15 protein-coding genes are annotated in these 24,234 nt (G+C 67.4%); 7 read left to right on the top strand and 8 right to left on the bottom strand.

The annotated features are described in order from the left end of the window. Positions 1–38 precede the first annotated feature (38 nt). From ACZK45_RS11795 to ACZK45_RS11805, 3 genes are all read left to right on the top strand, one after another. Positions 39–719, top strand: coding sequence for a hydrolase (locus tag ACZK45_RS11795; protein WP_478444702.1), 681 nt, complete (start codon positions 39–41; stop codon positions 717–719). Between the two features lie 54 nt (positions 720–773). Continuing rightward, entirely contained in the window at positions 774–1,415 is a 642-nt protein-coding gene (locus ACZK45_RS11800) for a hydrolase (protein WP_005409869.1), read from the top strand. Positions 1,416–1,530: 115 nt separating this feature from the next. After that, complete coding sequence (locus ACZK45_RS11805; RefSeq protein WP_071227964.1) at positions 1,531–1,929, top strand: OsmC family protein; 399 nt, start codon at positions 1,531–1,533, stop codon at positions 1,927–1,929. A 28-nt stretch (positions 1,930–1,957) separates the two neighbouring features. Here ACZK45_RS11805 and ACZK45_RS11810 read toward each other — a convergent pair whose 3' ends face one another. From ACZK45_RS11810 to ACZK45_RS11835, 6 genes are all read right to left on the bottom strand, one after another. After that, entirely contained in the window at positions 1,958–2,287 is a 330-nt protein-coding gene (locus tag ACZK45_RS11810; protein WP_478444703.1) for a hypothetical protein, read from the bottom strand. A gap of 98 nt (positions 2,288–2,385) precedes the next feature. Next, complete coding sequence (locus ACZK45_RS11815; RefSeq protein WP_478444704.1) at positions 2,386–4,131, bottom strand: putative porin; 1,746 nt, start codon at positions 4,129–4,131, stop codon at positions 2,386–2,388. A 42-nt stretch (positions 4,132–4,173) separates the two neighbouring features. Beyond that, a complete protein-coding gene (gene tolA, locus ACZK45_RS11820) occupies positions 4,174–4,839 on the bottom strand; it encodes a cell envelope integrity protein TolA (protein WP_049399763.1) in 666 nt (221 codons plus the stop codon). Between the two features lie 39 nt (positions 4,840–4,878). Then, entirely contained in the window at positions 4,879–5,292 is a 414-nt protein-coding gene (locus ACZK45_RS11825; protein WP_005409874.1) for an ExbD/TolR family protein, read from the bottom strand. Between the two features lie 10 nt (positions 5,293–5,302). Further along, complete coding sequence (locus ACZK45_RS11830; protein WP_125893648.1) at positions 5,303–7,087, bottom strand: DUF2341 domain-containing protein; 1,785 nt, start codon at positions 7,085–7,087, stop codon at positions 5,303–5,305. Between the two features lie 38 nt (positions 7,088–7,125). Continuing rightward, positions 7,126–8,742, bottom strand: a complete 1,617-nt coding sequence (locus ACZK45_RS11835; RefSeq protein WP_478444705.1) for a ShlB/FhaC/HecB family hemolysin secretion/activation protein — start codon at positions 8,740–8,742, stop codon at positions 7,126–7,128. A 201-nt stretch (positions 8,743–8,943) separates the two neighbouring features. Here ACZK45_RS11835 and ACZK45_RS11840 point away from each other — a divergent pair, with 201 nt between their 5' ends. Beyond that, entirely contained in the window at positions 8,944–9,279 is a 336-nt protein-coding gene (locus ACZK45_RS11840) for a hypothetical protein (protein WP_478444706.1), read from the top strand. Positions 9,280–9,409: 130 nt separating this feature from the next. On the opposite strand, the gene ACZK45_RS11845 is transcribed toward ACZK45_RS11840, so the two are convergent. Then, positions 9,410–9,874: a hypothetical protein gene (locus tag ACZK45_RS11845; RefSeq protein WP_478444707.1), complete on the bottom strand. Its 465-nt coding sequence runs from the start codon at positions 9,872–9,874 to the stop codon at positions 9,410–9,412. A gap of 104 nt (positions 9,875–9,978) precedes the next feature. On the opposite strand from ACZK45_RS11845, the gene gspH reads away from it, so the two are divergent. Genes gspH through ACZK45_RS11860 form a run of 3 tightly spaced genes read left to right on the top strand, consistent with a single transcriptional unit; the run spans position 9,979 to position 11,395 of the window. Next, positions 9,979–10,425 (top strand): type II secretion system minor pseudopilin GspH, encoded by a 447-nt coding sequence (gene gspH / locus ACZK45_RS11850; protein WP_049462512.1) that lies wholly within the window; start codon positions 9,979–9,981, stop codon positions 10,423–10,425. Then, positions 10,422–10,784: a type II secretion system minor pseudopilin GspI gene (gspI, locus tag ACZK45_RS11855; RefSeq protein WP_478444708.1), complete on the top strand. Its 363-nt coding sequence runs from the start codon at positions 10,422–10,424 to the stop codon at positions 10,782–10,784. The genes gspH and gspI overlap by 4 nt, the downstream gene beginning before the upstream one ends. Continuing rightward, positions 10,781–11,395: a prepilin-type N-terminal cleavage/methylation domain-containing protein gene (locus ACZK45_RS11860; protein ID WP_125893654.1), complete on the top strand. Its 615-nt coding sequence runs from the start codon at positions 10,781–10,783 to the stop codon at positions 11,393–11,395. Before gspI ends, ACZK45_RS11860 begins: the two co-directional genes overlap by 4 nt. A 380-nt stretch (positions 11,396–11,775) precedes the next feature. Here the strand turns inward: ACZK45_RS11860 and ACZK45_RS11865 are convergent, their stop codons facing one another. After that, positions 11,776–24,171: a filamentous haemagglutinin family protein gene (locus ACZK45_RS11865; RefSeq protein ID WP_478444709.1), complete on the bottom strand. Its 12,396-nt coding sequence runs from the start codon at positions 24,169–24,171 to the stop codon at positions 11,776–11,778. Positions 24,172–24,234 lie beyond the last annotated feature (63 nt).

Here is a 24,234-nt window from a genome sequence, read left to right on the forward strand (position 1 = left end):
CCAATGGGCCAACGCCCACCTTCCCCAGGAGACTGACCATGAGTACCCCCGCCAACTTCAATGGTGCCCGCCCGGTGATCGATCCGGACAACGCCGCGATGCTGCTGATCGACCACCAGAGCGGCCTGTTCCAGACCATCGGTGACATGCCATTCACCCGCGTGCGCGCCCACGCCACTGCGCTGGCGAAGATGGCCACGCTGGCAAAGATGCCGGTGATCACCACCGCCTCGGTCCCGCAGGGCCCGAACGGTCCGCTGATTCCGGAGATCCATGAGGCCGCCCCGCATGCCCAGTATGTAGCGCGCAAGGGTGAGATCAATGCCTGGGACAACCCTGAGTTCGTTGCTGCGGTGAAGGCTACCGGCCGCAAGCAGCTGATCATTGCCGGCACCATCACCAGCGTGTGCATGGCCTTCCCGTCGATCGCCGCCGTGGCCGATGGCTACCAGGTGTTCGCGGTGATCGATGCCTCGGGCACCTATTCGAAGATGGCCGAAGAGATCACCCTGGCCCGCGTGGTGCAGGCCGGCGTGGTGCCGATGGACACCGCCGCGGTGACCTCGGAAATCCAGCGCAGCTGGAACCGCGACGATGCCCAGCAGTGGGCCGAGGTCTACACGAAGATCTTCCCGAACTACCAGCTGCTGATCGAAAGCTACCTGAAGGCGCAGGACGTGCAGAAGAACCAGGAGCAGCTGGATTCGCAGCGCAGCTGAGCTGCCCCCGGGGTGCCCGCCAGCCGCCGGCCCCCTCCCAACCGGAGACCCACCATGTCCAGTGAACCGATCCGCGACCCGGCCAGCGACCACCTGCTGACCCCGCAGAATTCCGCCTTCATCATCATCGACTACCAGCCGGTGCAGGTGAACTCCATCGCCTCGATGGACCGCCAGCTGCTGGTCAACAACATCGTCGGCACCGCCAAGGCCGCAGTGGCCTACGGGCTGCCGATCGTGCATTCGACGGTCAACGTCAAGACCGGCCTGAACAAGCCGCCGATTCCGCAGCTGCGCAAGGTGCTGGGCGACTACCCCACCTACGACCGCACCACCATCAATTCCTGGGAGGACGTCGAGTTCCGCAAGGCGGTGGAGGCGACCGGCCGTCGCAAGCTGATCATGACTGCGCTGTGGACTGAGGCCTGCCTGACTTTCCCGGCCCTGGATGCGTTGAAGGAAGGCTATGAGGTGTACGTGGTGGTCGATGCCGTTGGCGGTACCTCGCTGGCGGCGCATGACGCAGCACTACGCCGCATCGAACAAGCCGGGGGCCAGTTGATCAGCGTGCCGCAGCTGTTCTGCGAGCTGCAGCGCGACTGGGCCCGCTCGGAAACGGTGCCGGCGTTCATGAACCTCTTCATCGAAACCGGTGGTACGGCAGGCATCCAGTTCTCGTACGATCGTACCGAGTGATTTCGTGGCGGCGCTGGCCTTGGCTGGCGCCGCCTTTTGGAGCAGTCGAGCACGGCTCGACTTTACAGTGGGTTGGTCGAGCATGGCTCAACGCTATAGACAGATGGAGACTCCGATGGCCTACGCGCGCATTGTTTCGACCGGCGACAACTACCTGCACCACATCAGCAATGGAAGCTTTGATGTAGACGCGGACGAGCCCGCCTCGCTGGGCGGTCAGGGCAAGGGCTTCGCGCCCTTCGATCTGTACCTGGCCTCGCTGGCCGCCTGCACCGCCATCACCCTGCGCATGTATGCGCAACGCAAGGGCTGGGAGCTGGGCGAGTTCCATGCCGAGCTGCGCTCGGAACGCGACGAAGATGGACGCTTCCACGTGCACCGCGTGCTGCATGCCAGCGCCGAGCTGAGCGATGCGCAGTGGCAGCGGTTGCTGGAGGTGGTGGAAAAGACCCCGGTGACGCTGGTGATGCGTGAAGGTGCGCGCATCACCAGCGAGCGCGGGGGCGCAGCGTAACCCCATCCACGCGTGGCGTGGATCTGCTTCAGCGCCGCGAATGCAGCACGGTGCGCTGGCGCATGGCGTTGAATTCCTGCTCCACCTGCTGGATGTCCTCGGCCTGGAAACCGGCCGCATCCAGCAGCTGGTCGGCGGCAGCCGCCGCCAGCGGATCATCGTCACGCTGGCGCCAGCAGCGCGCCGGCAGGAAATAGCCCACTTCGCTGCGCCCGCGCATGATCACCACCGGCCGGCCCGCATACAGCAGGAACTCGGCCAGGTGCTGGCGCAGGCCCTCCACTGAAACATAGGCCGGTCCAACACCCAGCACCTGGCTGGACGGTTCGGTACTCTCGAACAGCTTGCGACGGCTCATCCACTCCTCCTTTTGAACAACGCGTGGTCTCCTTTCCTTAGACGGGCGCATCGCTGCGCCCCCGCCACGCACGACGTGATCCGCATCACGCCCGCCACTCAGAACCCGGTGTTGAACTCCAGCTGGAACACGTCGATCGACAGCGGCGCGCCGGACACTTCCTTGGCCGCCATCCACTTGCCGCTGATCCAGCTGCGTGCATCCAGCGCGTAAGCGCCGCCCACGTAGTAGCCGCGGGCGTTGGTGCCGCCCAGGTGGAAGTTCGGGTCGTTGTAGGAATCGGGCAGTGCGTCGGCCTCGATGTGCTTGTAGCCCAGCAGCGCCTGCCACTGGCCCTTCTCCTTCAGCTCGGTGGCACCGAAGGTGGCCTGCACCATCCATGCGGTGTCGCCGCTGCGGAAGGTATCGATGCTGGCGGTGCCACCGGCGCCGTAGTTGTTGACGATGCCGTTGTTGGCACGATTGAACATGGCCTGCTTGTCGTAGGCCAGATTGCGGATGTAGTCGACATCCAGGCGCAGGCCGACGCCCTGGGCCAGCTGTGTATCCCAGCGCAGGTTGAGCGTGGCCAGGCGGAACGCCGAGGCCAGGCCGACATACTGCGGGGTGGGCGTGTTGGCCGGGTCCAGCGGATTGCGCGCGATGTCGCGGATCAGCATCAGGGTGTTGCCCTTCTGCATGAACGCCGGGCGCGACCAGTCGGTGTCGCAGCCCACCGCGCCTGCATACAGTGCGCACGGCGAGGACAGGCGGCCGCTGATGTTCTTGAAGTCGTAGTAACCCAGCGCCGCGCGCAGCGCGTTGTCGTCGTTGAAGCGCCAGTTCACGCCCACCTGGGCACCGGACAGCCACTTGTTCTCGTTCGGAGTCTTGACCTTGCTCTGGCTCGGCGAGCTGTCGGAGGTGTACTCCAGCGGTACCACCGCGAGGTTGCCGAACAGGTCGAGGTCGCCACCATCGAAGTCATACTTCAGGTTCGCGGCCAGACCATCGAAATTGAGATCGTTGGAGAACAGCGTGTCGCTGGTCCAGAACGGATTGCCGAAGCGGCCGCCACGCACCGTCACCCAGTCCGCCGGGCTGTAGGCTAGCCAGGCCTGGTCCAGCCACACGTCCTTCTTGCTCAGGCCGCCACCCAGCTGCTCGGTGGTCGACACCGGGCCATTGCTGCTGCCGCTGGCCAGGCGCACGCCGGCCGTGGTGTGCTGGCCAATGGTGGCCTCGATGCCCAGGCGGGCACGGATGCGCCACAGGTTGCGGCGGTCCTGGCGGGTGTTCAGCAGCGGCGGCAGCTGCAGGTTGGTATTGGTGTTGGTATCGAAGCCGTTGCCGGAATTGATCGACGCCCAGTTGCTCACGATGTCGCTGTTGCGCTCGGAGTAGAAGCGCGACTCGCTGCGTACACGCATGTCACCGGTGACCTTGATGCGCTTGGTCCATTCGGCCACTTCGTTGGGTGCCGCCCAGCCTTCCGCCTTGGCCTGCGCCATCACGTCCTGGCGCACCTCGTCACGAATGCCGTCGCGTACGCTCTGCGGCACGTAGGGCACGCGCACGTCGCCGGCTTCCAGGGCCACGCCACCGCTGGCGGCCGTGCTGCCGCTGGCTGCGGTGCGTTGTGCGGCCACCGCTTCGGCTTCGGCCTGCACCAACAACGCCTGGCCGTCTTCGGGCTTCAGTGCACCACTGGCGATCAGGCCCTTGATCAGCTTGACCATGGTGGTTTCGGCGGCCATCGCACCGGCCGGTGCAGCCAGGCTGAGCAGCACGGCGCAGCACAGCAGCGCCCGTCGGGCCGGCCGCGGGCGGCGGGAGTCGGTTCGTGCGCGGACGTGGTCGTTCATCACGGTTCTCATCGAAAGAAGGGGAATCATGGAAGTCGGGAATCAGGCCCCGGGCCGGCGGCCCTGGATCAGGACGCGGGCGGGGAAATCGAGTGACGGCGGCGGTGCCTGGTCAACCTTGCCGATGCGACGCAGGGCATCGAGCACGGCCGCGTCGGCCTCCTCGTTGCCACTGCCGCGTACCAGCTCGACCTTCTCCAGGCGGCCGTCGTTGGCCAGCCACACATTCACCTGCAGCTGGAACGCCAGGCGCTTGACCTTGTCGTCGCGCGAGATCGCCTGCTGCATCAGGTAGCCCAGGTAGCGGCCGTAGGTAGCGTTGCCGGCGCCACCACGGCCAACGCCGGACGAACCGCCACCACTGCCGGACTGGATACCGAAGTTGTCACCACCGGCCTGCGCGTCGGCATTCATCGTCACCGGATCGCTGTTATCCGGCGTCGGCGTCGGCTCTTCGGCCGGCGTCGGCTGATCCAGCGGCTCCGGCTCGGGCATCGTCTCTTCCGGCGGCGTCTCCGGCTCCGGTGGTTTTTCCGGGGGCGGCGGGGGCGGCGGCGGAGGGGGGGGCAGCGCCAGCATCGGCGGTTGCACCACCGGCCGGCGGGTGCTGGCGGTGTCCTTGAACAACAGCCACCACACCGCGATACCGAGCACCAGCAACGCGGCCAGCACCAGGGCCACGGTCACCAGCAACTGGCGACCGCGCATGCCGGGCTCCGGCCGAGGGGGTTGATGGGCCGTCATGCCTCAGCCCTGCGCCTTGCCGGTGACCAGGCCGACCTGGGCCAGCTCCAGCCGCCGCAGCAGGTCCAGTACCTCGACCACGCGGGCGTACTGCACCTGCGCATCACCGCGTACGATCACCGGAAAATCCGGTGTGGTCGCGCGCTCGGTACGCAGGCGGTCTTCCAGCTCGGCCATCGTCACCGGGTAGGCATCCAGGAACACCTGGCCGCTGGGGTCGATGGTGATCGCCTTGGTCTTCGGCTTTTCCAGGGCCACGCTGTTGCTGGCCTTCGGCAGATTGACCTCGATACCGGGGATGGAGGCATTGCTGGTCAGGATGAAGATCACCAGCACCACCAGCAGCACGTCGACGAAGGGCGTCACGTTGATGCCCTTCTCGCGCTTCTTGATGCCGAACTTCGCCTTCTGGCCCATGGCGCGCCCCTCAGCCCTGGACCGCGGCCGGGCCGCGCCCGTCCTGCTCTTCGGCCAGGCGCGCGGCGAACTCGTCGATGAACACCGCCATGTCCGCGCCGATCGCCTCGGCACGCGCGCCCAGGTAGTTATAGCCGAACAGCGCCGGAATCGCGACGCCGAGGCCGGCAGCGGTACACAGCAGCGCCGCGGCCATGCCGGGCGCCACCGAGTTGATGTCCACCGCGCCGGCCATCGCCGCCACCACGAACACCAGCATGATGCCGATCACGGTGCCGAACAGGCCCACGTAGGGCGCACCTTCGATGGTGGTCGACAGCCAGTTCATGCGCCGTGCCATTGCTTCCTGCTCGCGCACCATCACCGCATCCATCGAGGCACGGATCGCGGCGATGGTGGCACCGCTCAGGTAGCCACTGTTGCCATCGCGCTGGTGGCGCTGCTGCATTTCATCGATGGCCACCTGGTAGATGCGCCACAGCGAGCCGTCATGCATCGCGGTCGGCGCCTTGCCCTGGCGGTCCATCTCGGACAGAGTGCGCAGCGGCACACCGGACAACTTGCCGAAGCTCTCGGTGAATACCGCGTTGGCCTTGCTGGTGCGGCCGAAGTGGCGGCTCTTGGCAATCATGATCGCCCATGACATCAGCATCATCAGGCCGAGGATGGCGACCACCACCCAGGCATCGAACGGCATCGCCTTGAGGATGAAGCCGAAGTGGCTCTGGCCGGCCGACTGCTCGTCGGCGCCGTAGCTGATCAGGCGCGAGTCGGCGCCCTGAGCGGTGGCATCGGCCAGCAGCAGCGCGGCTGGACGTGCAACCCGCGAGACGCGCAACTCATCCAGCGCACCTTCGAAGTTGGCCAGCGGCTGCGCCGCGCCCGGCGCATCGGCGCCCACCACCGGCGCGGTACCCAGCGCCGGCAGCTCGCCGCTCAGCTGGGCCACTACACGGCCGTTGAGGTACAGCTGCAGCGCACCCTTCTCCGCGGTCAGTGCCACGTGCGCCCACTGCCCTTCCGGAATCGGCTGTGCCGGCGTGCTGCGCTGGCCATTGAGCTGAACGAACGGCACGCGGTTCTCGATACCGACCACCAGCTCGGAGGCGCCATCGCGACGGGCGTAGATCGCCTGCGCCGCATTGTTGCTGCCCGGCTTGATCCAGGCCGAGAGGGTCAACGGCGCCCCCGCTTCCTGTGCCAGCGAGGCGCTGGCCGGCAACGGCAGCGGGCCTGCGCCCAACTGCACGCCACGGCCGATCACCGAACCTTCGGAGGGCGGCACCACAGCACCGGCATTGTTGCCGTAGGCGGTGGTGTCGCGTGCAGGCGCATTGGCTTCGGCGAAGTGGTAGACCAGCGTGTAGTCCGGGTCGAACACCTGCTGGCCGTTGCCGCTGGCCGGGGCCTTCTCGTTGCCGTAGTACATCCAGATCGTCTGCGGCGCCGCGGCGCTGACCGCCGGCACGTCCACCCAGACCAGGGCCAGGCCCAGCTTGGGATCGAACTGCTCGATCTGGTGGGCCAGCACGGTGCGGCCATCACCCGAGACGAAGCGCAGGTCATTGCCCGCATCCTGGGTGCCGTCAAAACCGAAGTTGCCGGTATGCAGGCGCAGCAGCAGCGGCGTACGGCCCGGGTCACCGGCCAGGCCCGCACCCTGCGGGCCGGCATCGACGGTAATCGGCTTGCGGTACTTCCATTCGGCCTGCCACCAATTGGCATCGGCCGCAGCAGCAGGCAGCGCAACCAGCGCGGCCAGCAGCAACAACACTCGGGAAAGCAAACGGTCCATGCGAAGGGTCTCCGGAGAACGCATGTTCAAGGGAAGGGTCAGTAACTGGTGCTGATGTTGAAATGCAGGCGCGGGTCGTCCTTGCGCGTGACCGGGCCATCGGCATAAGGCCAGGCGTAGTCCAGGCGCAGCTGCAGGTGCTCACCCAGGCGCAGCTGCGCGCCCAGGCCGACCGAGGCCAGGTTGTACTTGTCACGCTGCTCGGGCAGCGGCTGGCGCAGGCGCAGGTAGGCGGCGTCGGCAAAGCTGTAGACGCGCAGATCCGTGCCGCTCCACAGCGACCACGCCGGGGTACGCCATTCCAGGCTGGCCAGGCCGCCGTAGTCGCCGATCGCCTCGGCCGACAGATAGCCGCGCACGGTGTACATGCCACCGGCGGCGAACTGCTCGGCCGACACCAGCGGTGCGTCGGTCACCTGCAGCGAGCCGCGCGCGTACCACTGCCAATCGCTGCCGAAGGTGTGGGTGTTGGCCACATCGGCCTTGAACGCGATGAAACTGGGGTCCGCCCAGTAGCGCTTCTGCCCGAATCCGATGGCATCGCTGCCATAGCCGAACAGGCGGCGGGTACCGGCCACCAGCTGGGTATTGATGCTCAACTGATCCTGCTCGCCCTGGCGCACACCGACAAACGCCAGGGTGATCGGCGCGTACTTCAGCGGCGTCTTCAGGCTCTCCTTGCCCATCTGCGTGTCTTCCTCGGTGTCCTTGAAGTCCACGCCGAGGCTGAGCTGGCGCCACCACTGGCTGCTGCCGGCCAGTCGATAGTTGAGCTTGAGACCGATCGAATGGCCGTTGCCGATTACATTGGTTCCGGTGCCGGTACCCACCTGCCCACCCGCGTTCAGCACGCGGCTGTCGGACTTGTAGCCGGACGCTTCCAGGCTCCACGGCGTGCCCTCGAACGGCATCATGTACGAGGCCGAGAACACCTTGGCCTGCTTGGTATCTTCCGGCGCCAGGTACACGCCGATGTTGGCGCTGTGCCCGCGCTTCCACAGGTTGTCGTAGGCCAGCGATGCACTCAGGCGCAGCTTCTCGGTGTCGGCGCTGTGGTCGTTGTTGAGTGACGCGCTGGCACGCCACGGCGACTTCTCTTCGACCTGCAGGTCCACATCCATCGTGCCCGGCACCTGGCCCTCGCGCACCAGCGGCATCACCTGGCGACGTCCACCTTCATTCAGCGCGGTCAGTTCCTTCTGCGCCTGGTCGAAGTCCGGCACCTTGCCCTCGGCAAGTGCCGGCACGCGTTCGCGGATGCGTTCGGGCGATTCGTGCTTCGTGCCTACGACACGCAGCTGCCCGATCGGCGTCTGCTGCACCTTCAGCAGCACGACGCCGCCACTGACCTGCTGCTCGGGCAGCTCGACGTAGACCGACTGGTAGCCTGCCTGCTGGTACAGCGCATTGACGGCATCACGCGCCTTCTCGACATCGGCCAGGGTCTTGCCCGGGCCGAGGAACGGCTCCACCGCACGTTCGATCTGGCGCGGATCGAGCACGGTGTTGCCGCGCACGATGTATTCATTGATGTTCACGCTGGGCGCAGGCGCCGCGTCCTGCGCGAACAATGGCAGCGGCATCGCGGTCAGAGCCAGCACCAGCGGATGCAGGCGCAGCGGAAGGCGGACGGCTCGGCACGGAACAGGAGTCATCGAAGGCATCGCGTCGTATCGAAGGGAGTGGCCAGGGAGCGGCGCGTGGGTCTACCAACAGGACGTGTACGTCGCGTCAAAGCCGCCAATAGTTTTGTGACAGCACTGTCATCTTTTGACAGCGCCGGAACACTCGCGGGCGGAGACTGCCCTCGCCACACGTCTTCATTCCAGAACGTCGGTTGTCGCAGGAGATTCAAGATGAGTGAGTCGTTGAAGGCGGGCCATCGCCCTGCTCTCGCCCTTGCCTTGTTGCTGGCGTTGCCATCGGCCTGGGCCGGAGAGGCGAAGAAACAGGACGATGCCGCACCCTGCATCGAAGTACAGGTCAACGGCGAGCGCATCCCCGCCTGGGAGTGCCTGCAACGCAAACTGGCCCCGACGCCGAAATCGGCGAAGTCACCGGCGCTGCCTGAAGCCGAACGCCTGATGCGGCAGCCGGGCAACCAGCTGATGCAGTACAACCTGGAAGGCACACGACAGCGCATGGGCGATGCCTTTGGTCGTTCGGTGGAACCGCAGCGTCCGGCGCGCTGAGCCTGCGCAGCCGTGGAGCCGGGCCCGCGCTCGGCAGGATTTTGTAGAGTCGAGCCATGCTCCACTGGATTTTGTAGAGTCGAGCCTTGCCCGACTGTTCTTCCAGACGCAGCCGAGCGCGGGCTCGGCTCTACAGGGACCCGCCCGGCACGATGCCATCGGTCGGCACCGGCGGCAGCTCAGGCACCGGCAGGCTGCGCGTTTGCCCGGCCTGGTTCAGTTCCACAGCGCTGGCGCTGATGCTGGCCAGTACCGTGCAGGGTCCGAGTCGTTGGCCGGGCGAATACGCTTCCGCTGGGCGTCCATCTACCGAGAGCAGGGCCAATGGCGCATGGTCACCCGCCATCACGCCCAGCACGACCACCTCGGTCTGCACCGCACCGGGCGACAGCAGCCGCACCAGTGGTAGGCTGGCCACTGCATCGAACATCGGCCGTACCGGCGCCTCGGCATGCGCTTCGCTCGCGGCCGCCGCTGGCGCCACCGCAGACAGGGTGACGCTCCAATAGGCCACCACGGCCAGCAGCAGCGTCGCCGCCAGCAGGGTCAACATCCGATTCCGATCCCAGCGCCTGCCGTCCATGTTCCACATCATCGCCACGTTCGTGTCCGCCTACGCTAGCAGGTGCGGCTGACGCTTTTGTTTCATCATGCGGGCCTACGCTGGCACGCATCGGCAAGGGACAGGAGGCAATGTCGATGCGACGCATCCCGCGTGGTTTCACCCTGCTGGAACTGATGGTGGTGCTGGTGATCATCGGCATCTGCACGGCAGGCATCGGCCTGGGCCTGGGCAGCCTGCTCGACCCCGCGCGCCAGCTGCGGCAGGAAGGCGAACGACTGGCGCAGCGCCTGCAGGTGGCGCGCGACGAGGCCCGCATCGATGGCCGCCCCCTGCGCTGGCAGGCCGACGCCGCCGGCTATCGTTTCAGCCGCCTCGAAGGCAGCCGCTGGGTCACCGTTGAACGCGATGATCTGCTGCGTCCACAGAAGTGGCAGGCTGCAGGCATCGCGGTGCAGCCCACCAACGCCATCGAGCTGAGCCCGGAGTGGATCGGTACCGCCTGGGAGCTTGGACTGTCGCTGGACGGCCGCGCACTGCGTCTTCGTGATGATGGCAGCGGACAATTGCAGGTCGTGCAGTGAAGCAGACGGCGTGCGGATTCACCCTGATCGAGGTGCTGATCGCGCTGGCGATCGTATCGATTGCACTGGCTGCGGTGATGCGCTCGGTGGCAGTGGCGACCGACGATCAGTCACGGCTGCGCGACCGTCGCCTGGCGCTGTTGTGTGCGCAGGACCGCTGGCGGGAGCTGCGCCTCGCCGGGCAGCCGCCGCAGGATGCCCGGCAGCGCTGTGTGCAGGGACGCGGCAGCTTCCTGGTCCTGCAGCATCTGGGCACCGGCAGCGACGGGCAGCCGCAACTGGAATTGACCGTGGTGGCCGAAGATGCACCGCGGCAGTCGCTGGCCCGGATGCAGCTGCCGTGGACTGCGGCGCAATGAGGCGCGCCGTGCGTGGCTTCACCCTGATCGAGGTGATGATCGCGATCACCATCATGGGCGTGCTGGCGCTGATCTGCTGGCGTGCGCTGGACAGCGTGGCCAGCAGCGACCAGCGCCTGCGCCAGGCCGATGCAGAGACCACGACGGCGCTGCGCGTGCTGCAGCAGTTCCAGCGGGATATCGAGATGCGCGCAGACGATGCGCTGATGAATGGCGCGGTGCGCCCGGCAGATCGTCCGCAGCGATTGCTGCCCCCGTCGTTGGTGAGCGAGCGGCACCCGGATGGCAGCTTCGCGCTGGAGATCACCCGCAGCGTGGGCAGCGATGGGCTGCACTGGCAGCGGGTGCGCTGGTGGCGGCAGGGCAGCACGCTGTGGCGGGCCAGTGGTGCGGCTACGGACCGGTATCCCCTGCCCGCACCGGATCCGTCGAAGGGCATTGCGGTGGCGCGCGATGTGCAGCGGTTCGAGGTGCGGGCGTGGCAGCCTGGAACGGGATGGGCCGTGTTGCCGAGCGAGGGCGAGGTATTGCCGGCCACCGGACTTGAACTGCGGTTGGGCCTGCGCGATGGGCGTGGGCCGTTGAGTTACCGGCGGGTGCTGGAGTTGTAGGATTCGGTCGTGGTAGCGCATCCACGCATGGCGTGGACCTACGGCCGGGCGGCTCCTGCTGCCACGCCTGCTCTCGTGGGTGCCGACCTTTGGTCGGCACTGAGGCTGTCCGGGCATCCACGCATGGCGAGGATCTACTGCCGACCAAGGTCGGCATCTACCGTGACACATGCGCGCGTCCCTCGTGCCGCCGGGTGCTCTCCTGCACCCGGCGGCGCTGTGTCGGTGGTCCTCACCGCTGATGGCCGCTCCCTGCCCTCCGTGCCGTCCTGGCTGGGGCCGCCACCGTTCCCTGGCGGCTGGCCCGATGCTGCAGCCCGATGCGCTGCATCGGGCAATGCGTGCCGACCAAGGTCGGCACCTACCGGGGCGTGCTATGCCTATCGGCGCTGCGTGCCTTCGTCGCGGCTTGCCTGCGGGAACTGGAAGGCGCTGTTGGCGTCGTAGCCGCTGTTGGCGGTCGTGCCGCGCGCCGGCGGCGCAATGCTGCTGGTGCCGCTGCCGAAGCCGAGAATCTGCACGCTGATCACTGACGGCTGGTTGCGCCGTGCGTCGTCCTGGCTCTTGCGCATCACGTCCTGTGCGGCCTGGCTGGCACTGTTCGCTGCAGCACTGGCCGACGCCAGCGCATTGACGTTCACCGTGGCCAACACCGGCAGGCCCTTGCTCTCACCCTGCACCTGGATGTTGGCCGCGTTGAGCACCTGCAGCGCGGCAAGGTTGATGTTGCCCGAAACACGGATGCCCGCTTCGCCCGCATCGATGGTGCCCAGCGGCGCGATCAGGTCGACGTCGCCCGGCGGCACTTCGGCGATGGGGTTCAAGGTGGCGATGCCTGCGCCACTGGCGGGAGCCTGCGGCGACAGGATCACATTGCCCCAGCCGTCATAGACGCGACGCGGCGGCGTGTACAACAAGGTGGTCCGCGAACCGCGACCGGCATTGATGTCACCCTGCTCCGACCAGGCCAGGATGTCACCGCCGAACGTCGTCATCACCCGCGACAGGCCCAGCAGCACGCTGTCCTGGCTGAACAGCCGGATGTCACCCTGCCCTTGGGTCACCAGCCCGGCACTGGCCGGTGGCACCACGCCCTGTACACCCACCACGATCTGTCCGCCCGGTGCCATCAGCTCGATGTTGCCACCGGCTTCGGTACGTACGCCGGCGCCGCCATACATCAGGATATCGCCGGTGCGTTGGATCGTCGCACCTGCTGCATCCTTGTCCGGCATCAGCGTGGCGATGGCCTCACGGCCCCGCAGGTAAGAACCAACACGTGGCCCATTCCGATCGTTGTACTCGCGGCCGCCTTCGCGCAGTTCGGCGTAGTAGACCTGGCGCAGGAACATCCGTTGCTGTTCGCTCGGCAACCGGTCGAACGCAGCCAGCGCCTCGGCGCCGTCGACGGCCAGGCCGAAGCGCTGCTGCAGCCACTGCTTCAACTCCTTGTCATAGATCTTCACCGCCTTGCCGGGCTGCGATGCCAGCGACTGCGCCGGGTCGGCCAGGTTGACCGGGTCCAGGTAGCGCGTGCGCAGTGCATCGAAGTCAATGCCCTGATTGCCGGCAGTCACTGCGATGCTGGCACCGGGACGGGCATCGCCCTGGACGACGCCACCCAGGCTCACGATGCTTCCGGCCTCTTCCTGGCGCAGCTGCCGGCCCGCACTCACTTCAACGTTGCCAGGGCCGGCCACCGTCAGGTTGCTGCGGATGATGTCCCGGCCCGCCTCGATCCCGCTGATATCGGTACCGCTGGTGTTGAGCGCGGTGACGTTCGCATTGATCACGTCGCGACCGGCGCGCAGCTGTACGGCCGAGCCCGCTTCGTACCAGTCGAACAGTGTCCGGCTCTCCTCGCCGATGTTCCGCCTCAATTGCCTGCGCCCGCCGCTGCCCAACCCGATGATGTCACCGGCAACGGCATAGAAGCGGCTGGGCGACGTGGGCCGGGACGTCAGCGCACCCGTGGTCGGAGTACTGGGGCCGAACGCGAACAAGGGCAGGTTCGCCGACGGATCCGCTCCCTGCACCCCATCGTCGGAGAGATTGTGGCCGACCCGCGTCAGGCTGGCGCCCCGCTGGGCCACGAATGCAGGATCAAACGGGCCAGGCAGGCGGGCGTCGCTACCGGAACGTGCAATGCCGGTGGCGTTGATCGCGGCATGGATCGAGCCTCCGGCCAGAACATCGAGCTGGCCGCTGGCCGAAGGCGCGAGCAGGATCACATCGCCCGTAGTCGCCCCTGGTCCGAGACCTCGAAGCGGGGCGCTGATGATGTCACCACTCGCTGCCACCGCGCTGAACCTGGACGGATACAGCCAGTAATTGATGCTGGCGGGAACGGATTGCTCGCGCAGCGCGATGCCTTCAGCGAACATGTTGCTACCGGTTGCATGCAGAGTTCCGGCCAGGCTGGGTGCGAGATTTCCGCCTGCCGAGAACAGGTCCAGTGCCGTGCCTCGGGTCCAGAGCGAGAACCACGTCGTGCCAGCTGCATGCTGGCCATCGCCCAGAACCACGTCGTTGTAGTTGGCCGTCGGTACACGCCCTGCATCTGCGGCGCCACCGAGAACAATGTCACCACGGGCCTGCAGGCGGGCAGTGGAATCACCCAGAATGAGCAGGGGCCCCGCCATCGCCACCGGGGCGTCCGCCACGAACGGATCCATCAGGCCCAGCGTTCCGTAGCTGCTCTGTATCGCGCTGAGGCCACCGATGCGTGCCGCCTGCAGCAGGGTGCTGCCGCGCAGGTTGGTCATCGCGCCATTGAGATCCAGATCCTGCAGGAAACTCTCCGGCTGCTGCGCGCTGGCGCGCAGGCCAGGATTCAACGCACCGCCACTGCGCAGGGTCAGGTCGCCGCCACCGGTCAGATGCAGCTCACCATTGCTGACGCGCCCGGTCGACCCTACCGCAGCAACAATCGCGCTGGAATGAGGCGCGGTCAACAGACCCAGGGCATTGCCCATCGGGTCGAGCACGCCCGCGTGGCGGCCCGCTTCCAGTGACAGATTGCCGCCTCCCAGCGTGCCGAAGCCGGTGAACCCGACCATGCGGGGAGCTGCGTCCGCTTCGGCGCCCACGGTGCTGTACGTGCCGAAGTTGATCCACCAGCTCGTCGGTGTTGCCTGGACGCCTTCGGTGGTGCCCGTACCCTGCCGCCACAACCAGCCGCCCACGGCTGCGCTTGAATGCCCGGCCTGGTCGCGCTGCGCCGTACCGGATTCGGACCGGGCGGTCCAGGCGTCGCCGATGATGTCGCGCCCGGCTTCAACCCTGACATCGCCGCCATGGTCGGGATACCACGCACGGTAACTGGCCAGCGCCGCATCATAGTTGCCCGAGACCTGGTTCCTGCCCAGCAGCGAGGTGTGCCAGGGCGCAGCCGTACGCACCGGATTGAACTGGGGATCGCTGCCATCGCCCAGCAGCGTCGGCGCACCTGCGGTGTACACGCCGAAGCCGGACTTCATGCGCACGTCCTGCGCGGCCAGCAGTGCCAGATCACCCTTGCCGGTACGCAGCACGCTCCAGGCCGGCGAGCCCAGGCGCTTGCCGTAGGTGGTGACTTCGGTAAGCGTACCGCCGCCGTAGCAGTAGCCCATTGCCGCGCAGATCTCTTCCTCCGACATGCCCATCTCGGCGCCCAGTTCCGTAGCCGGGCGGCCGACCCAGGATTCATCGCCCCACCATGCCAGCGAGCCTTCCTTGTCCACCAGGCGCGGGGCCGGGCCGCAGAAGGCGCCTGCGCCACAGATCTCCGCCTCGGTGGTCCCGATGATCTCGGCCACCTCGGCAGGTGACTTTCCGGCCAGACTCTCATCGCCCCACCAGTACAGAGAACCTTCCAAATTGACGATTCGATCACCCTTCCATTCCGTCGTCTTGGTCACCGTCCCGATGGTGCTGTAGTGGCTGTCGGCCAGCACGATGCTGCCGTCGCTTCCCCAGCTGCGGGTACGCGGATCGGCAGCGGTCGTATCGGCACCGGCCACTGCAGTCAGATCCCACGAGGTGGTGCCTTCGGGCAGCATCGCCGCCAGCGCCCAGTTGCGTCCCTGGCGCCCGCTGGCGTCGGCAGGCCGCAGTTTCACCGGCGCATCGCCGGCCAGCTCCACCTTGGTCATCGACGGGATGATCGCGCCGGCATGCAGGTCCACCGCGTCTGACAGCTTCATCGCCATCGGCAGCGCGACGCCGGCCGGCCACACCTGTGCGGCCACCGGCGCCGGCGCGCGCAGCCGGAAGCCGGCGCCCAGGCGCGCACCCGCCTGCAACGTCAATGCCTGGGCCAGCACGGTTCCAGCCGCTACCACCTCGCCACCCGCCGTCGTCACTGCTGCACCCAGCACGGTGCCGGCCGGCAGCAGCAGCGGTCCCGACAACCGCATTTCCGCGGGCAGCACGGTTCCGGCCGGCAGGGTCACGGCCTCGAAGGGCAGTGCATAGTTCAGCGTCGCGCCAGCACGGAATTCGGTGCCGCGCTGCAGCTGTACACCTTCGCCGGGCACGATCAGGTCGCCACCGAACGCCGTGTTGGGCGTACCGGCACTGCGCCCTTCCAGCAGCACCCAGCCGTCCTCATCGGGATTGGCAGGCGGCGGTGCGAATCCATCGTTGATGCTGCCGTAGACGTTGATATCGCCTTCGGCGCGCAGCACCAGCGCTGCCGATTCACCGAAGCCACGGCGCGCTGGATCGGTCCGGTTCGACTGCGGTCCGTAGCGGTAGCCGGACAGATCGATATCGCCGGCCACGACCAGATCGCCACGCGGGTTGTCACTGCTGGTCCGCGCCACGATCTGCACGCCGGGGCGCAGGCGATAGCTGCCCAGTGCGGCAGTACGCTGCTGCAGTACCGTATTGGTCAGCGCGGCGTTCATCCACTGGCTGTTGTCCGGGTCCACAACCGTGTCCAGCCAGTGTTGGTTGATCACCTGCGGACGATGGCCATGCACGTCAGGAGCGCTGGCCAATGGCGCCGAATCATAGCTGCGGAAGGCGTTGACCTGGACGTCGGCGGCACCGGCGATACGGATGCCGCTGGCCACGTCGATCGCGGCGTCGTTGCTGCCCACGCGTGGCACGTTGAGCTTGACGCTGCCGCGTGCGCGGCCATCGTTCTGGCCCGGGCTGCTACCCGCAGCCACCGACGTGCCGGCGCGCAGGTCCATCGAAGCGGACGCGCCCAGCTGCAGGCCGCCACTGGCCGAGTTCAGTTCGATCATCGCCCGGTTCGGGCTGTCGATGATCTTGCCGTAACTATCGACGCGCAAGGCGCTGCCATGCGCGTCCAATGTTCCGTCGATACGCAGCACATCGCGGGCGGACAGGCGGATGCTGCCGACCTGTTCGCCACTGGCATCAATGCGACCATTGACGAGCAGGCTGCCACCATCGACGCTGATATCCACGTTGCGTGCCTTCACTTCATCGCCGATCACCAGGTCGCCTTCGCTCAACTGGAACGTCCGGCCACCGGTAATGCCACCGGCGGTAAGCCGGGTGTTCAGCCCGGAGAAGTCCTGCAACTGGCGTGCACGTACCACCAGTTCGCCGCCGTCGTAGGGCACTTCAGTGCCACCGGCGTCGTAGCGGCCGCTGGCTCCGCCAAGCAACGTACCTGCCAGATCCACACGGCCGCCCTGCGGGCCCAGCGCAGCGACCGTCAAGCGGCCGCCGCGGTTGTTGCGGGCGGAAAGATCGATGCGCGACGCCGCGTCGGCAACGATGTCACCTTCACGGCTCGACAGCGCTACGTCGCCGCCCCAACTGTACTTGTCCACGTCGAACAGGCTGACCTTCCGCCCCGCCATGTCCAGCACTGCATTGCTGCCAAGCGCCACGCCCTGGCGGGCATTGGCTTCGAACCGGCCGGACGCCAGCGCCACCCGGCTGTCGATCACAACGCGTTCGGCCGTGATGGACAACTCCGCACCCAACGCATCGCTGCCCGCGGTTGCCGCGGCACCGCGCACCTGCACCGTACCGCCATTGCGGATTGCCAGCTGCGCGCCCGCACTGCCGGTCAGCAGCGGGGTAACGATATCCAGCGCGCCGCCGCTGAACTGCCAGCCGCTGCCTGCCACGTAATCGCCCTGCCGCTGGAAGACATCCAGGCTGCCCTTGCCGGAGAACAACATGCGATCCGACGCTGCCAGGGTAACGCCGGCGAAGCCGAGCACCTGCCGATCCGCGGCCACCGACGAACTGGGCCGGGTGAAGGGCGCACGCCCCAGCTCCAGCACCCGCGTATTAATTTCCAGCTGCCCTTGGCCAAGCCGACCCACCATTGCCTCGCCGGCTGGCTGGGCCTGCTCACCGCCGGGCAATGTGGTGCCGGCCAGCGTTCCGTCCCAGACCAGCGTATCGGCGAAGATGCGCGCGTGGTCGGCCGCAGTGCCGTAACCATGAATGGCAGGGGCGCCCAGCACCAGGCTGCGCAGGCTGCTGCGGCCGGTCGCACCGTCACGCGTATCCAGGTCCACGCTGCCGAACACATTGATGGCATCGCGCGCGGTCAGACTCAGCGCCTCCAGCGCCGGCGCGCCGGTGGCAGTGTTTCCACGCAGCAATCGCTGCAGGACCTCCTGGTTCATGGTCATGCCCGCCGGCAGGCCGCCGGCTGCCGCTGCCGCCGCAATGGCCTCGGCGCTGCCGAGATTGAGCGCCGACATGCCCAGGCCGAGCTGGCGCGTGCCGTAGCTCACCGCGTCGCCAATGCTCAGCGCGCCGTCGGTGACCACGTTGATGCTGCCTGCCGACAGCAACCGGGTCTGGCCATTGCAGTCCACCACGCATCCGCCGATGTCGATCGCCACCGGACCGCCGGCACTGCCGCCCTGCGCACTGAGCGCCGTCAAGCGCTGGTTGGACACGGCAAGCAGGCCGCCCGACACCAGGTAGGGCGCCGTGGGCTGCGCCACGCGCGAGGGATCGGCCCCGGCCAAGGTATCGATCGAAGCGCCCTGCTCGACCAGGATGCCCTTGCCCCCGAACGCAGCCGACAGCAGCACTTCCTGCGCCGTCAGGTTGACGCCGTTGCGCACCACGATGTGCTGCGCGCTGCCCTCCAACGAGTAAGTCGTCGCGTCACGTCGCAGCACGCCGCCGATCAGCATCGTTTCCGGGCGGAACGCATTGAGCGCCGAATCGAAGAGGGTGGCGCCGCTGCCGCTGCCGGCACTACCGCCCTGGGTGGCAATCTCCAGCGTTGCCTCATTGGAGGCGAGCAGATTGACTGAAAGCGTGCCCCCGCGTCCGTCATTGCTGCCGGCGTTGAAGCGTGACACGCCCTGGAAGATCGCGGCTGGCACGCTCGAACGTCCGGCGCCATCGCCCAACACCAGGTTGAGGTTGCCGGCGTCGGTTGGCCGCCAGCGCAGCGCTTCACCACGCCGCTCAGCCACGCCCTGTACGAAAGTGCTGTAGGAGGTCTCGTTGTAGCTGGCATGGCGGCGCACCACATCCGCCGGCGTCAGCACCAGATCGGTGAGCAGCGATGAGACTCCACCGCCCAGGCTCTGCGCCTGGTGTCCACTGACGCGCCAGGAACCCGTGCCGGTCGCCACTGCCTGGCGGCTGCCGACGGCGCTTTCGGCGCCGACTTCGACGCGGAATGCGCCCTTCTGCAGTGCGTAGCTTGCCGGCAGCAGCGTGTAGGTTCCGGCCGGGAGGCCGGGAACCCCGGCAGGAATGACAATCTGCTGGCCGATGCGCGGATCGGCGCTGCCGTCCGAGACCGCCTGCGGCGCCTGCGTGCCCGAGCGTCCCGGCATGATCGCGTAGACCGCATTGTCACTGCCGCTGAAGCGGTAGCGCGGGTTCGCATCCGCCAGCGCGTGCCTCAGGATGTCCACCGAGCCGCCGCGCCCCGCCACGAATGCGGCACCGGACAGCTCGCCTCCGCCGGAGACGTCCAGCACACTGCCCGCCACGCCATTGAAAGCGTTGGCGACGATGTCGATACCGATCGGGATGTTGGTCGAGCCGGGGCCCAGCACATCGAAGTCGGCACCGTTACGGCGCCAGCCCACACCATCCACGGTACCGCCAAACGGCAGCTGCAGGCCGGCACCGCTCACCGACGTCACGCTGCCTGCAAGCAGGTCGACGCGGCTGGCCGCATCGGCGTTGAATTCCCTGCCACCCAGCTGCACATGGCCCCACGGCGCCTGCACATTGCCGCCCTGCACCACCGTCGCCGCCACCAGCTCCAGGCTTCCGAACGCAGAGTCCGGTGCCGGTTGCGCGCCGCCTGCAATGCCATGGATGCGCAGTACGGCGTCGGGGTTCTGCCAGGACAGGCCTGAAGGACCGATGCCGGGGACGCCCGCCACGATGCGTCCCTTGGCCCGGGCCGCCGGATACATACGTGCGGCGCTGATATCGATCGAACCCGGGCTTGCCAGCGTGGAGACGAGTGAACTGCTGGCGACCGGGGCCAGCATGCGGATGTCACCGCGGCTGCGCAGCGCGACCTGGTCAAATCCCGCCAGCCAGGTGACGTCTCGCAGATCGATCAGATCGGCGCTCACGTCCAGGCGATGCTGCCGGCCGCTGTCGAACGCTGCCTCCAGTGGGCGCAACGTGCCTTCCCCGGCCGGCTGCCACCAGCGCCCCTGCGCAAGGCGAACATATGGCGCGGCCAGTTGCAGGCGGCCGCCCTCGCTGTTACCCGGGACGAGGCCGAGGTAACGCTCATTCAAGCCCTGGATGCGCAGGCTCTGGTCCATGCGCAGAGTGACATCTCCCAGGGCGCGGATGTCGCCGAACAGGGCCAGATGATCGAAACCACCGGCCTCGATCTGCCCCATCGACAGTGCCGCATGGCCGTACTCAAGGCGTGCAGGCAGGTCCGCCGTCTGCGCGGCGTGCTGGGTCAACGAGATCACCCGCGGTGCCAGCACCTCCTTGCCGTCTGCCGTTCTGCCGTAGGTGCCACCACCGAAGGCAACCCCCAGGGTGCCGCCGCGCGCGCTGTCGCCGCCCGCTGCCGCGTCCAGGTCGCCCTGCATGTACAGCGCATTGCCGGCGCGCAGCACGATGCTGCCGCCGTCGCTGTCCACCCGGGTGCGCCCGCTGCCATCAATGTCCAGCAGCGCCGAAGCACCGGACGCGTCCAGCCGCGCACCGCGCTCCACCACCACGAAGGTATCGGGCGGCAAGTGGCGTACGTTGTCCTGGTCTTCCCAGTCCAACGCCCCCCCGATCTCGATCGTTCCGCCCTTGCGCACCTGTCCGCGCAATGTCCCGCGCGCGTCGGGCAGGGAAACGCTATCGCCGCTCACGTCCAGCAGGGCGCCCTCGGCAATCGTCCAGCGACGTTCGCGGCGTTGATCGCCACGCACACCGGTCGGGTCGAATGCCTCGTCCAGGCGGATGCGGCCGCCGGCCGCCTTCAGACTGCCAGCCACGTCCAGATTGCCGGCGCTGAACAGTTCGATCGACTGGCCGGCATCGACCTCGATCCTTGCGCCCTTGCCAACGCGCAGATCGGCCGTGGACAGCAGATGCCCTGCGCGCAATGCCAGGCTCGCGCCGCCGCGCTGCGATACACGCCCGCTGGCCGGATCCGCCTCATACAGCGACGGCGTCCAGGCCTGAACGCCCTGCTCGCGGGCCAGTGCCTGCTGTGCGCCCTCGGCCAGGCGCAGCGCCGGTCGTTCCACCTGCAGCTGGGTACCTTCTTCAACCGTCAAACCGTTGTGCCCAGCGATGTCATAGCCGGCGAAGCCACTCCTGAACAGTGCTGACTGCAGTTGCAACGACGCCGCCGATGCATCCGTGCCAGGCGCGCCGATAGACACCGCACCGCCTGTTGCCAGCGTGAAATTGCCGCTTCCATTGCCGAGCGCGCTGAAGCGTGCGCCATCGCCGATACGGATCCGCCCGCTGCCGTCGGTGGCAACCTCGGTGCTGGCCGCGAGCAGGCTGACACTGCCGCCCTTGCCTACGCGCCCTTTGCCACTGCCATCGATCGCGCCGCCGGCATCGACAAGAATCGCTGCCCCTTCACCCACACGGATGTCGTGACTGCTGTTGAAGCGCATCTGTCCACCGTCGATCCACGCCTGCGCGGGGTCGCCATCCGGCGCAGCAAGCGCGTTACTCCAACTGCCGCCAAGATCGATCCGTGCGCCCGCCGCAACATCCACCGCGCCGCGTCCGGACCTCAGCAGGGCCGAGGGCCCGCCGAGCGCCGGAAGCAGGTTGCCGGCCTCCACCTGCCCTCCGGCAATCTGCACCGTTCCACCGAAGCTGACGCGGCTTGCAGTGAGCCCAAGCCGACCGCCCTCCTGCAACCTGAGCGTGCCATCCAGGTCGATGCGGCCCGCAGAAGCGAGGTCCACCTGCCCCCAACGCTGAGCGCTCAGGACCTCACTGTCCAACCACACGGTATTGCGCTGTGTTTCCCCGATCGGCGCCTGCAACGTCCATGACCGGGTGTCGGCCTGGAGCGCTCCGATGCGGATCTGCGAATCGAACACTGCACTTCGGCCGGTGTTGTCGAAACGCCCCAGCCAGAGCTGGGCGTTGCGGGCCGCCGCCGTCTGTGCCTGCGCGTATCCGTCCTGCCCCTGGTCGGGGCGGCGGGTCTGCTGCAGGCCCTGGAAGGCCACCGTATCCACCTGGCCCTGCAGGACAGCCGTGGGCGCCGAGATCAGCAGACGGCCAGCATCGCGTCCCACGGTATAGCCATTGTCGAAACGCTGGGTGGGTGCCACCAGCGGATTGCGGAACGATTCGGTCACCCCCCACCGTTCCTGCTTCACTTCATAGCCCTGGTACAGACCGTCGTACAGCATCTCGGCCGGTGCATCATCAAGCCGGTACAACTGCCCGTCGCGGCCACGCAGCCAACTCTGCTGCACCACACCGGACTGCACATCCAGGCTGCCACCGGCCAGATTGATGCGCGAACCGGCGTGGCTGACGACTTCCTTGCCTGCCAGCTGGACGGTGCCACCCTGCGCTGCCCATTCGCTGATCGAATGCCCCTGATTGTCCAGGTAGCCCCCCACTTCCAGCAGGCCGCCGCCGGCATACCAGCGCGTACCTTCATAGCCGCCGGTACCGGCGGCGACTTCGGTCAACTGGCGGCGATCGATCCACACCTCGCTGTTGATCAGCTTGCCGCTGTCACGGTTGTCTGGCGAATCGCGCAACTCATTGCCCTGCACCTTCACCTTGACGTTGTTGCTTTCCATCGCCACCTGCACGCCCACCGCACCGGAGACGTCCACGCGCGCGCCATCATCCAGATAGCTGCGCCGGCTGGCGTCGGCGATCACCTGGCCGCCGGTGGCCACTGCCAGTGCGCCGGCCTGGAAGTTCACATCGCCGCCGGAGACGACTTCGATGCGCGATTGCTCGCGGCGGTCCTGCAGGCGCGAAAGATTGTCGAAGGTGCCGCTGTTGCTGGAACCGCGCAGCTTGTCCTGCTCGGTGGATTCCTTGATGAGCGCGTCGCGCTGGCTGTCCAGCGCCGTGCTCTTGCCATCGTCTTCCAGCAGTACTGCAGTGGTCGAGCCGGAGGCCAGGGTCACACTGCCCGCCGCATCGGACGCCGAATTCAGCAGGTGTACGGTGCCGCGCTGATTCAGCGTGGTTGTCGCAACCGCAACGCCGGCCTGTTCGACCGTGCGGCCGGCCAGGGTGATGTCGCCCTCGCGTGCCTGGATCTGACCGCTGTTGCGAACGCTGCCGGCCGTGCTGTCAGCGACGAAGCGCGGTGCGATCTCGTTGCCACGGGTGGTCGATGCAGTGTTCTGCGCCGTGCCCACGCCACGGCGGATCACGAAACTGTCGCCGGCGGCAAGCTGGGTCTGACCTTTGCGCGTCTCGATCTGGCCCGCGTTCTCCACGCTGTGCCCAGCCAGCAGCACATAGCCACCGCCCCGCGTTGCCGTGGTCGGTTCGTGCGTGGTGATGCGTGCACCGCGTTCGACCATGACTTTGCCCACGGCGTCGGTCAGCGCCGAGGTGTTCGCGTCGGCACTGTACAGGCCGTGCTCACGGAACTGCGCATCGCTGATGCGTGCGGCCGCTGCCACCAGATTGCGGACATTGACCTGGCTGTTGTTGCCGAACACCACACCGTTGCGGTTGGCCACGAAAACCGTGCCATTGGCCTTCAGCTGGCCAAGGATCTGGCTGGGCCTTGCGGCGGGATCGTTCACCCGGTTCAACACGGCCCAGTCGGGGTTCTGCAGGAAATTCAGTGTGGTGTTGCCACCAATGTTGAAGGTTTCCCAGTTCAGGATCGCTTGGTCGGCTGTCTGCTCAATGTTGACCAGCACCCGCCCGTCGGCGGCCTGCGACTGGATCGCCTCGCGGGCGTTGATCCAGCCGCGGGTCAGCGGATTCTCGTCGACCTTCAGGCCATCCTTGCCCAGCCCATCGGCGATCACGAAGCCCGCCTCGCGGCGCGCCTGCCGTGCCTGTTCCTGCAGGCGCTGCTGCAGGGCGATGGCCTGCGCGGCCGTACCAAGGTTGTCGATCGACTGCTGCAGCTTCTGCCGTGCCGCATCCTGCTGCTGCGCGGGTAGCTGGAACTGGATCGGCACGCCATTGGGCATGCGCCCGCTCTGTGCCGCCGCGCCCTGCGCCGCACCGCGCTCGGCGAACCAGCCGGGGCTGAACGCCTGTTGGGCCTGAGTGGCCGGAGCCACCACGCTGCCCAGGGCCACGGCGACGGCCCAGGCCATCGGGTGGCTGCGCCACAGGGCAGCAGGGAAACGGGCGGTGGGCGAATGCGGGTGCGACATCGGGGACCTCGTCAACCTGATGGGCCGCGTCGGCGGCGGCGTGTGTACGGATGGGCCTGCGCG

The sequence above is a fragment of the Stenotrophomonas sp. 63632_Sma genome (assembly GCF_056482875.1).

What these genes read in the sequence shown, in the direction of transcription:
- ACZK45_RS11795 (WP_478444702.1), top strand. Translation starts at nt 39, where the DNA reads ATGAGTACCCCCGCCAACTTCAATGGTGCCCGCCCGGTGATCGATCCG.
- ACZK45_RS11800 (WP_005409869.1), top strand. Translation starts at nt 774, where the DNA reads ATGTCCAGTGAACCGATCCGCGACCCGGCCAGCGACCACCTGCTGACC.
- ACZK45_RS11805 (WP_071227964.1), top strand. Translation starts at nt 1,531, where the DNA reads ATGGCCTACGCGCGCATTGTTTCGACCGGCGACAACTACCTGCACCAC.
- ACZK45_RS11810 (WP_478444703.1), bottom strand. Translation starts at nt 2,287, where the DNA reads ATGAGCCGTCGCAAGCTGTTCGAGAGTACCGAACCGTCCAGCCAGGTG.
- ACZK45_RS11815 (WP_478444704.1), bottom strand. Translation starts at nt 4,131, where the DNA reads ATGAACGACCACGTCCGCGCACGAACCGACTCCCGCCGCCCGCGGCCG.
- tolA (WP_049399763.1), bottom strand. Translation starts at nt 4,839, where the DNA reads ATGCGCGGTCGCCAGTTGCTGGTGACCGTGGCCCTGGTGCTGGCCGCG.
- ACZK45_RS11825 (WP_005409874.1), bottom strand. Translation starts at nt 5,292, where the DNA reads ATGGGCCAGAAGGCGAAGTTCGGCATCAAGAAGCGCGAGAAGGGCATC.
- ACZK45_RS11830 (WP_125893648.1), bottom strand. Translation starts at nt 7,087, where the DNA reads ATGGACCGTTTGCTTTCCCGAGTGTTGTTGCTGCTGGCCGCGCTGGTT.
- ACZK45_RS11835 (WP_478444705.1), bottom strand. Translation starts at nt 8,742, where the DNA reads ATGACTCCTGTTCCGTGCCGAGCCGTCCGCCTTCCGCTGCGCCTGCAT.
- ACZK45_RS11840 (WP_478444706.1), top strand. Translation starts at nt 8,944, where the DNA reads ATGAGTGAGTCGTTGAAGGCGGGCCATCGCCCTGCTCTCGCCCTTGCC.
- ACZK45_RS11845 (WP_478444707.1), bottom strand. Translation starts at nt 9,874, where the DNA reads ATGATGTGGAACATGGACGGCAGGCGCTGGGATCGGAATCGGATGTTG.
- gspH (WP_049462512.1), top strand. Translation starts at nt 9,979, where the DNA reads ATGCGACGCATCCCGCGTGGTTTCACCCTGCTGGAACTGATGGTGGTG.
- ACZK45_RS11860 (WP_125893654.1), top strand. Translation starts at nt 10,781, where the DNA reads ATGAGGCGCGCCGTGCGTGGCTTCACCCTGATCGAGGTGATGATCGCG.
- ACZK45_RS11865 (WP_478444709.1), bottom strand. Translation starts at nt 24,171, where the DNA reads ATGTCGCACCCGCATTCGCCCACCGCCCGTTTCCCTGCTGCCCTGTGG.